General features: G+C 66.6%; 9 protein-coding genes and 1 riboswitch. Of the genes, 6 read left to right on the forward strand and 3 right to left on the reverse strand.

Annotated features, from left to right (window positions below):
* On the reverse strand, nucleotides 1-1833 hold a 1833-nt coding region (locus ACT4OC_RS27050), incomplete at its 3' end, for a TonB-dependent receptor (protein ID WP_444842112.1).
* Between the two features lie 112 nt (nucleotides 1834-1945).
* Nucleotides 1946-2146: riboswitch (cobalamin riboswitch) on the reverse strand.
* A 139-nt stretch (nucleotides 2147-2285) separates the two neighbouring features.
* Here ACT4OC_RS27050 and ACT4OC_RS27055 point away from each other — a divergent pair.
* Genes ACT4OC_RS27055 through ACT4OC_RS27065 form a run of 3 tightly spaced genes read left to right on the forward strand, consistent with a single transcriptional unit; the run spans nucleotide 2286 to nucleotide 4926 of the window.
* Entirely contained in the window at nucleotides 2286-3329 is a 1044-nt protein-coding gene (locus ACT4OC_RS27055) for a FecCD family ABC transporter permease (RefSeq protein WP_444842113.1), read from the forward strand.
* Nucleotides 3326-4099 carry an ABC transporter ATP-binding protein gene (locus tag ACT4OC_RS27060; protein ID WP_444842114.1) on the forward strand — a complete coding sequence of 258 codons (774 nt, stop codon included), beginning with the start codon at nucleotides 3326-3328 and terminating at the stop codon, nucleotides 4097-4099. The genes ACT4OC_RS27055 and ACT4OC_RS27060 overlap by 4 nt, the downstream gene beginning before the upstream one ends.
* Complete coding sequence (locus ACT4OC_RS27065) at nucleotides 4099-4926, forward strand: ABC transporter substrate-binding protein (protein WP_444842115.1); 828 nt, start codon at nucleotides 4099-4101, stop codon at nucleotides 4924-4926. The genes ACT4OC_RS27060 and ACT4OC_RS27065 overlap by 1 nt, the downstream gene beginning before the upstream one ends.
* 12 nt (nucleotides 4927-4938) lie before the next feature.
* Here ACT4OC_RS27065 and ACT4OC_RS27070 read toward each other — a convergent pair whose 3' ends face one another.
* The gene (locus ACT4OC_RS27070) at nucleotides 4939-5979 is read right to left on the reverse strand and encodes an MBL fold metallo-hydrolase (protein ID WP_444842120.1); all 1041 of its coding nucleotides are present in this window, start codon (nucleotides 5977-5979) and stop codon (nucleotides 4939-4941) included.
* Between the two features lie 177 nt (nucleotides 5980-6156).
* Between ACT4OC_RS27070 and ACT4OC_RS27075 the strand changes: the two genes are divergently transcribed.
* Nucleotides 6157-6843: a DUF938 domain-containing protein gene (locus ACT4OC_RS27075; protein WP_444842116.1), complete on the forward strand. Its 687-nt coding sequence runs from the start codon at nucleotides 6157-6159 to the stop codon at nucleotides 6841-6843.
* Between the two features lie 14 nt (nucleotides 6844-6857).
* Here the strand turns inward: ACT4OC_RS27075 and ACT4OC_RS27080 are convergent, their stop codons facing one another.
* Nucleotides 6858-7721, reverse strand: a complete 864-nt coding sequence (locus ACT4OC_RS27080; protein WP_444842117.1) for a protein-L-isoaspartate O-methyltransferase family protein — start codon at nucleotides 7719-7721, stop codon at nucleotides 6858-6860.
* A 92-nt stretch (nucleotides 7722-7813) separates the two neighbouring features.
* Here ACT4OC_RS27080 and ACT4OC_RS27085 point away from each other — a divergent pair, with 92 nt between their 5' ends.
* Nucleotides 7814-8323 carry a type II toxin-antitoxin system HicB family antitoxin gene (locus ACT4OC_RS27085; protein WP_444842118.1) on the forward strand — a complete coding sequence of 170 codons (510 nt, stop codon included), beginning with the start codon at nucleotides 7814-7816 and terminating at the stop codon, nucleotides 8321-8323.
* Between the two features lie 108 nt (nucleotides 8324-8431).
* Nucleotides 8432-9216, forward strand: a 785-nt coding sequence (locus ACT4OC_RS27090; protein WP_444842119.1) for an MFS transporter, incomplete at its 3' end; no start/stop codon positions are given.

Here is a 9216-nt window from a genome sequence, read left to right on the forward strand (position 1 = left end):
GTAGGAAGCGGCCGTCTCCAGTCCGGTGCGCCGGGTCGGGTCGAGGTTGACGTTGTAGAACAGCGCCGGGATGAAATGGATCTCGTTCTCGAGGTCCATCAGATAGGCGCTGGTCTGCATCTGGAAGCCACCGGACTTGAGGCGGAAGCCGCCTTCGACGTCGTGCGAGGTTTGGGTCTTGAGCCTGAAATCCTGCGGCGGGCCTGGGAAGACGGGGAAGGGAAGCAAGGGGCCCGACGATACGCGCTCATCGACGTCGGGCGTGCGGAACGCGCGGGCGGCGCGTCCGAATACCGAGAACACGCTGTTGAAGCGATGCTCGAGACCAACATGCAGCGCGTACTGCGTTTCGCTGCTGTTGAGCGGAAGCGCTTCGGCGTCAAAGCCCGGGAAGGCGCCGGGAGCGGTCAAATCCAAGCGATCCCGCGCGCTCAATCTCGTGTTCTGGATGCGCGCGCCATAGGAAACGTCGGTGGTTGGCGCAATTCCAATCGTTTGCTGCCAGTAGCCGGCCAGCGTCTGCTGCGACAGGTCGTAGACATGGATCGGAGGCGCGCCTTTGAATTGCGGCCGGTCCGAATGGTAGGTAGCGTCGTAATAATCGATGCCGGTGAGAATCTGCGACGGCAGGCCGAGGATCGAGTTCTTTATGCTGAGACGCGGGGTAATCGACCAGGTCTGCAGGTGGGTATCGACATAGTTGAAGGGGATGTTGATGGAGGTGCCGAAGAAGCCGGCCTGCTGCTTCTTGTCGCGAACACCGCCGTCAACGATCAGGTCGACCCCCTCAATGATGGTCTTGGTGAAGCCGGCGGTGGCGCTGGCGCCCTGCTGATTGCCGTAGTCAAACGGCGTGTTGGTGCCCTTGCGATCGGTGACGAGCTGGTTGACTCCGATCGAGGGGTCGACTGTGCGGCCGCCCGGAAAGCCGAGCTTCTGGTCGTCGCCGGTCACCGTGAAGAACGCCTTGAAATCGGGCGTCGTGTAGTTGAGGTTGCCGATGCCGTTCTTCTGGTCGAGCGCGTTGTTGACGCGGTAGCCGTCCGACTTGATGGCATTGCCGTAGAACGAGGTCGACCACGGTCCGTAATTGGTCGAGGCGGAAACATTGGCCAGGCGGGTGTTGAACGAACCCACGCCGGCCTCGCCGCGGATCGCCACCGGCGGGCCGCCGACGCCGGTCTTGGTGACGATATTGATGACACCGCCGACCGCGTTGTCGCCATAGAGCACGGCGCCGGAATTGCCGCGGGTGATCTCGATGCGCTCGATCGAATTGAGCGGAATGGTGGAGAGGTCGACTTGCGCCATATCGATGTCGTTGAGACGGCGGCCGTTGATCAGGATCAGCGTATTGGCGGTGGCGAAGGCGCCGAAGCCGCGGAGGTCGACGGCGGTCTTCACGCCGTTGACGGCGCTGCCGAACAGCGAGGTGAGCTGCACGCCGGGCACCTGCGCGAGTATGTCGGGCAGGTTGTTGGAGGGCGAATGGGCGATGTCCTCGGCAGTGATCACCGTGGAGGAAGTGCCGACGATGCCGTTGAACTGCCTGACGCCGGTGCCTGTGCCGCCCGCGCCGGCGCCGTCGGACGTTCCGGTGCCGCTGCCGCGCGCAGGCCGCGCGCTGCGGGCCGGGCGCGGCGCGCCGCCGCCTTCATCGCTCAGCGGGCGGGCGCGGGTCTTGTTCTGGTCGGTCGGCGGCGATACCGCGACCGGCGGAAGTTCGGATGAGGCAACGGTTTGCGCGCAGGCGAGTGTCGTGTTGAGCGCAAGGAACGTGGTGGCGAGAAAGACCGCGCGATGCCGCGTGGCGGCTGTAATGGCGGAAGACATGGTTCGGACCTCGGTATGACGTCAGTGGCACGTCACAGCGAACCAGGGCCCACCATTGCTCCAACGAGCTTTGGCGAAACTAATGTCTGTACTCCCCGACCGACATCTTCGCGTGTGACCACGGCTGACGGCAGGTCTCCTGGCTCGCGGGTCGTTACCCTTCGTCGCCTTCCCAGGACCGAGATTTCCCAGTGGCATAAGACGAAGGATTCACCGCTTACAGTTGCGGGGGCAGCCACGGCGTTGGGGATTTCTCCCCGCACCGCATTCCCTTTTGATCCCCAAACAGGGAACCGTCGCGGGCATCTAGGATTGCGGCGGAACCGGAGTCAATCGGCGGGGAGGCGCGGTACGCTTTTTGTTCGCGGGGCTTGTGCCCGGGAGCAATCATTGCGAATAGCTTTTTGGCGAATGCGTCATTCCTGCAACAGGTCGATGCGACAGGTATCTGAATGAGCGTTGAGAGCTTTGCGATTGTTGCCGAAATCGCCGCGCGCCGCCGCCTCGGTGTGACGCTGGCGATGTCGCTGCTGGTCGTGCTGCTGGCGCTGATTTCGCTCGGCATCGGTGCAGTTCGGCTGTCACCGGTTGCCGTCACGCAGGCGCTGTTCGGCGGCGGCGGCGACGTGGCGCAGGTGATCGTGCGCGAGATCCGTCTGCCGCGGATGATACTGGGCCTTGCCATTGGTGCGATTCTTGGCCTGTCCGGTGCGGCGCTGCAGGGCCTGCTGCGCAATCCGCTCGCCTCGCCCTCGCTGTTCGGCGCGCCGCAATCGGCCGCCTTTGGCGCGGTGGCGGTGATCGCGCTGGGGCTCGCCGATGTGCGTTCCTGGGCGCTGCCGATTGCGGCGATCGCGGCAGCCTTCGGCTCGGTGTTCGCGTTGCTGACGATTGCCGGCCGCAACGCGGGCCTGCTGATCCTGATCCTCGCGGGCCTTGCGATCTCGGCGCTGGCGGGCGCCGCCACGGCGCTGGTGATGAACCTCTCGCAGAATCCTTTCGTGGTGCTGGAGATCGCCTTCTGGCTGCTCGGCTCGCTGGAGGATCGCAGCTTCCAGCATGTCGCGCTGGCGCTGCCGTTCATCGTGCTCGGCGGCGCCATCCTGTTCAGCCGGCGCAGCGCGTTCCGTGCGCTGAGTCTCGGCGAGGAGACCGCGCAGAGCCTCGGCGTCGACGTCGCGCGGCTGCGGCTGGTGGTGATCTTGGGCGTTGCGCTCGGCGTCGGCGGTGCCGTCGCGGTCACCGGCACCATCGGCTTCATCGGACTGGTCGCGCCGCATTTGATGCGCCCCCTGATCGGCCACGATCCGGCTCGCCTGTTGCTGCCGAGCGCGCTGGCGGGCGCAGCGCTCTTGCTTGCCGCCGACATCGCCGTGCGCATCATCCCATCGACTTCCGATATCAAGGTCGGCGTGCTGACCTCGATCATCGGCGTGCCGTTCTTCCTCTATCTGATCCGGCGCGAGCGCCGCGCACTCGGCGGAGGCGTGGCATGACGCTGCTGTCGGCGCAAAATCTCGGAGTGCTGCTCGCGGCCCGCCCGGTGCTGAGCGACGTCTCGCTGTCGCTGTCGGCAGGCCATCTGGTCGCGCTTGTGGGACCCAACGGCGCCGGCAAGACCACGCTGCTGCGCGCCCTTGCCGGGCTCGTGCCCTCCACGGGGGCGGTTCGCATCCGCGGCGACGCACTCTCCGCGCTGTCGCTGCGCGAGCGTGCCAAGCGCTTTGCCTATCTGCCGCAGGGCCATGTCGTGCACTGGCCGCTGCCGGCGCGTGACATCGTCGCGCTCGGCCGCTTTCCGCATGGCGTGACCGATCCCGCGCAGATGACGGCGAGGGATATCGATGCCGTATCGCGCGCCATGCAGGCGGCCGACGTGGTGGAATTCGCCGACCGCCGCGTGACGGAGCTTTCCGGCGGCGAGCGCAGCCGCGTCGCGCTGGCGCGCGTCCTCGCCGTGGAAGCGCCGGTCATCCTCGCCGACGAGCCGATCGCCTCGCTCGACCCGCGCCACCAGATCGATGTGATGACCAGCCTGCGCACGGCTGCCGACGGCGGTGTGCTGGTGATCGTGGTGACGCACGATCTCGGGCTGGCCGCCCGCTTTGCCGATCACGTCATGGTGCTGTCGGCGGGCCGGCTGGTCTCGCAGGGTGCGCCGGTCGATGCGCTTTCCGAAGCGGTGATGCGCGACGTGTTCAGGATCAGCGCCTACCGCGCCGAATACCGGAACGAGGCCGTGATCGTGCCATGGGCGGATGTCTGATGCGCCGCCGGCTGACGCATGCGGTCGTCGTTGCGGTGTTGGCGCTGCCCGCGAGCGCTTCCGCCGCGCCGCGCATCGTTTCCATGAACATCTGCACCGACCAGCTCCTGCTCGCCATCGCCGACCCCGCGCAGATCATGGGCCTCAGCCGCTTCTCGCGCGACGCGCGGCAGTGGGCCGGCGCGCGGGCGCGCAACTTCCCGATCCTCTCCGGCGGCGCCGAAGACATCCTGATGCTGAAGCCCGACGTGGTCGCCGCCAGCGATTTCGACAAGCGCTCGACCCGGGAACTTCTCAAGGCGAATGGCCAGAACCTCGTCGAATTCCCGGTCCCGCGCACGCTCGCCGACGTGCGCGAGCAGATCCGCCAGATGGGCGATCTCGCCGGTCATCCCGAGCGCGCCACGGCTGAAATCGCGCGGCTGGATGCGGCGATATCGGGCGCGAAACGGGCGGCCGCCGGGAAGCATTTCCGCATGCTGCCCTTGTCGCGCCGCGGCTGGGTGCCGGGCCGCGACTCCTTTGTCGGCGCAATTCTGGCGGAAGCCGGCCTCGTCAGCGCCGCCGGCGAGCTCGGCATCGGCTTCGGCGGCTTCGTCTCGATGGAGGAGGTCATCAAGCTGCGCCCGGATTTCCTCGTCGTCTCCGACGCCACCGAGCGCGCCGAGGACGACGGCAGCGCTTTCCTGCTGCATCCCGCACTGGAGCGCTTCTATCCGAGGTCGAAGCGCATCGTGATTCCCGAGCGCATGACCGAATGCGGCGGCGTGCTGCTGGCGGATGCGCTGAACGCGCTGTCGGCGGAATTGAAGCGGGTGGCGCAATAAGGAGTGCGTGCACTACGCGTGCTGCACCGGGCCGCCGGCCTTCTTCCAGGCATCCATGCCGCCCTCGATATGGACGGTGTTGCCAAGGCCCGCTTCCTTGGCGGCCTTCACCGCCATCGCCGAGCGCTCGCCGAAGGCGCAGAAGAACACGATGCGGCGACCGCTCGCCGCCGCGACCTCGCGCAGCATGCCGCCGGGCTTCAGGCTCTCCTCGATGCCGCCATAGGGCGCGTGCAGTGCGCCCGCCAGCGTGCCGTGCTTGGCGCGCTCGCCGGTTTCGCGCAGATCCACCAGCAGGATCTCCGGCCGGCCGAGGCTCGCGATGGCATCGCGCGCGGTCATCGACAGGCCCTGTCTGGCGAGCTCGTCCTGGTGCAGGCCGACCTGCATGTTGGCGGGGACAGCTACGTCCATCATCTTCGGGTTGGGCAGCTTCAGGTTGGCCATCAGCTCGATATATTCGTCGACCGACTTGACCTGCAGCCGCGGATTGTAGCGCTTCTCCTCGCCGATGGTGGAGACGGTGTCGCCCTTGTAGTCGTGCGCCGGATATACCAGCGTCTCCTCGGGCAGCTTCAAGAGGCGGTTGAAAATGGAATCGTACTGCGCCCGCGAAGAGCCGTTCTGGAAATCGGTGCGGCCGGTGCCGCGGATCAAGAGCGTATCGCCGGTGAAGACGCGGTCGCCCATCAGGAAACTGTAGGAATCGTCGGTGTGGCCGGGTGTGTACATGACGTCGAGGGTGAGGCCCTCGATGGTCACCTTGTCGCCGTCGGACACGCGCATCGACACTACGTCGGCCTTGCTCTGCTCGCCCATGATGGTGATGCAGTGCGTGCGGTCGCGCAGTTCGCCGAGGCCGGTGACGTGGTCGGCATGCAGATGGGTATCGACCGCCTTGACCAGCTTGAGGTCGAGCTCGCGCAGCAGCTGACAGTAGCGGTCGGCCTTTTCCAGCACGGGATCGAGGATCAGCGCCTCGCCGCCGTGGCGGCTGGCGAGCAAATAGCTGTAGGTGCCGGAGACGCTGTCGAACAACTGGCGGAAGATCATGGCGTTCACCGCGGGGGCTTCGATTCCCGACCCTATCACATTGAGGCCGGGAGCAACTCCAGCCCCGCAGTTCCATCGGCCGGGCCCGGAATATCCGGATTGCATGGTATTGGCGGCCGGGAAAGCCGATTTTTGCAGTGCGCCGCATGACGCGCTAAAGCGGAGCAGGAGAAGCTTGTGGCGCATCATGTCACCGAATTCGGCCGGGACGGCCGGCCGGCCGAGCCGGACGGAAGGCTGGACGCGCCGGCGTTCCACCGCAACCACCGGCCGATCTGGGCGGTGCTGGAGAGGTTCCTCGCCGGGCAAACCGGCGACGTGCTGGAGGCGGGCAGCGGCACCGGGCAGCACGTGGTGTATTTCGCCCGGCATAGTCCTGGCATCACCTGGTGGCCGAGCGATCTCAGCGCCGCGCACCTTGCGAGCATTGCGGCCTGGCGCGCGGCGGCCGGCCTTTCGAACATCCGCCCGCCGCAGCGGATCGATCTATCCGATCCCGCCTGGTCGGTGGCCGCCATCGACGGTCACGCGCCCGGCAAGCTGCTCGCCATTTTCTGCGCCAATGTCATCCACATCGCCCCGTGGCGCGTCGCGGAGGGGCTGATTGCCGGCGCCGCTCGGCATCTGCGCGAGGACGGACGGCTGTTTCTCTACGGGCCGTTCAAGCGCGGCGGCCGGCATACCGCGATCAGCAACGCGGTGTTCGATACCAGCCTGCGCCAGCAGTATCCGGAATGGGGCGTGCGCGACGTCGGCGACGTCACGAAGCTTGCCGAACGCGAAGGCCTCCGGCTCGCCGAAATGTTCGAGATGCCGGCCAACAACCTGATCCTGATGTTCACCCGATCAAGCAATCCTGCGTAAACGGCCGGTGTGGATCACTCGTAGGCGAGGCACCAATCCTGTCCGCGAACCCAGCAAAGCTCCTCGGGAATCTCTCGATTGCGATACAGTCGCGTCACCTTGTTCCAACCGCCGCGGGCGAACGCTTCGGCAAGGGCCCGCTCGGACGTCTCGTCGCGGTTGCCCGCACAGGGAATGAGCGCGACCGGCGAAATCCACCAGGCACGATAGTCCTCGCCCCGACGCTCGATACGGAAGACAGCGCCGGCCCGCTCTATTCGCTCAGAGCGGCCGCCAAATCCCTTGTCTGACGTCATCGGCAGGATTAGCCGGCCGCCGTCGGAGAGACTGTCGAGCCATCGTTCCGCCGGCCGCGTGCAGCCGGCGTTGACGTAGATGATGTCAGCGGCATCGAACGGGACTTGCGCGCCGTCGCCTTCGACAATTGTGACGTTGGGATAGGGCGCGAGGCAGGCTCGTGCTTTCGCGGCAAGCTCCGGATCGTATTCGATCCCGGTTACCCGGCCGGACGGCCCGACAATATGCGCGAGGATGGCCGTGTAATAGCCGGCGCCGGTTCCGACATGCACCACATGTTCGCCGATGACAGGCCCGGCCTGATGCATGAGATGCGCGTGCAGCGACGGTTGCCCATTGTTGACATTGCGCTCTGACGCCAGCGCGACAAGATCGTTGGTGTAGAGGTAAACGGGGTCAGCTTCCGGCGTCGATACATAGCGGGTCCAGCGCCACATCAGCCATGGACCGGGGCCGAGAAAATCCTCTCGGGGGATTGCGGCGAAGGCGCCGGCCAGCCGGGGATTATCGATGGTTGCGGCGGCCAGGATCTGCTTTGCGTAGGCGCGCCGTATGACGCGGAGTTCGGCTTGCGGATCCATGACTATTGTCCTCGCATCTGGCCTGCTTATCAATGTGTGAATTGACACACCAACGTGTGTCAAATAGCATAACCTCACGAGGGAGGCCAGATATGAAACGACGGCTTTATCCGGCCGTGCTGGAGCGCGGACCGCGCGATGCGCTAGGCGCCTGGTTTCCCGACTTTCCCGGTTGCGTCGCCGGCGGCAGGTCGCAGGAAGAGGCGATCGAGCGGGCGGAGCGGGCGCTGGCGCAGGCGGTGGATGGCTGGGCCGAGCAGGGCAGGCCGCTGCCCGAGCCGACGCCGGTCGAGCGCATCGTGCTGCCCAAGGGGTCTGACGTGGTCGCCTATTTCATCGTCGGCGTCGATCCACCCGATCCGTCCGAACGGGTGAATGTTTACTTGCCGAAAAGCCTGATCGCTCGGATTGACCGCCGCGCCACCGAGCTCGGGATGAGCCGCTCCAGCTTCTTTGGCGTTGCCGCCACCGCCGCGCTCGACTGGGCGCCGCGCGTTCCGCGCGCATATCTCGCGGAGCCGCGTTCGAAAGTCCGCAAGACCGGCGCGGTGCGCGCCGAAAAGCGGGCGGGCAAGAAGCCTGCGCGACAAGGCGGCAAGTGAGGTTTCGTGCATAGCGCGCGCCCGTTTGCGGCGGTTGATTGCCGCGCCCGCGCTCTTCATATTGCCGGCGAAAAAGCGCTCCGGCCGGGGGCCTTCCTGGGGATACCGATGATCGACATGACAGCCACCGACGAGATCGCCGATGACGCGCGGGCGCGCGGCAACGTTTGGCGGCTGGCCGCGGCGCAGGCGCTGACCGGCGCCAATTCCGCCGTGATCTTCGCCACCGGATCGATCGTCGGCGCGACGCTGGCGCCCGACGTCTCGCTCGCGACGGTGCCGCTGTCGATGTACGTGCTGGGCATGGCGAGCGGCACCTTGCCGACGGGGTGGATCTCGCGCGCCTATGGCCGCCGCGTCGCGTTCTTCATCGGCACCGCATGCGGCGTGCTCACGGGCGCGCTCGGAGCCGTCGCGATCCTGCGCGGTCATTTCTGGCTGTTTTGCCTGGCGACCTTCCTCGGCGGGCTCTACGGCGCGGTCGCGCAATCCTACCGCTTTGCCGCCGCCGACGGCGCCAGCGCCGCGTTCCGGCCGAAGGCCGTATCGTGGGTGATGGCCGGCGGCGTGTTCGCCGGCGTGCTCGGGCCGCAGCTCGTGCAGTGGACCATGGACATCTGGCCGCCCTACCTGTTCGCCTTCAGCTTCGTGGTACAGGCGGCGGTCGCACTGGTGGCGACGGTGGTGCTGGCGGGCGTCGATGCGCCGAAGCCGCAAGCTGCCGACCTGCATGGTGGGCGGCCGCTGCTCGAGATCGCGCGGCAGCCGCGCTTCATCGCCGCCGCGCTGTGCGGTGTGGTCGCCTATCCGATGATGAACCTGGTGATGACCTCGGCGCCGCTCGCCATGCAGATGTGCGGGCTGTCGGTCAGCGATTCCAATTTCGGCATCCA

It is taken from the genome of Bradyrhizobium sp., assembly GCF_052389815.1.
In the GTDB taxonomy this organism is placed as follows: Bacteria; Pseudomonadota; Alphaproteobacteria; order Rhizobiales; family Xanthobacteraceae; genus Bradyrhizobium.

What these genes read in the sequence shown, in the direction of transcription:
- ACT4OC_RS27055 (WP_444842113.1), top strand. Translation starts at nt 2,286, where the DNA reads ATGAGCGTTGAGAGCTTTGCGATTGTTGCCGAAATCGCCGCGCGCCGC.
- ACT4OC_RS27060 (WP_444842114.1), top strand. Translation starts at nt 3,326, where the DNA reads ATGACGCTGCTGTCGGCGCAAAATCTCGGAGTGCTGCTCGCGGCCCGC.
- ACT4OC_RS27065 (WP_444842115.1), top strand. Translation starts at nt 4,099, where the DNA reads ATGCGCCGCCGGCTGACGCATGCGGTCGTCGTTGCGGTGTTGGCGCTG.
- ACT4OC_RS27070 (WP_444842120.1), bottom strand. Translation starts at nt 5,979, where the DNA reads ATGATCTTCCGCCAGTTGTTCGACAGCGTCTCCGGCACCTACAGCTAT.
- ACT4OC_RS27080 (WP_444842117.1), bottom strand. Translation starts at nt 7,721, where the DNA reads ATGGATCCGCAAGCCGAACTCCGCGTCATACGGCGCGCCTACGCAAAG.
- ACT4OC_RS27085 (WP_444842118.1), top strand. Translation starts at nt 7,814, where the DNA reads ATGAAACGACGGCTTTATCCGGCCGTGCTGGAGCGCGGACCGCGCGAT.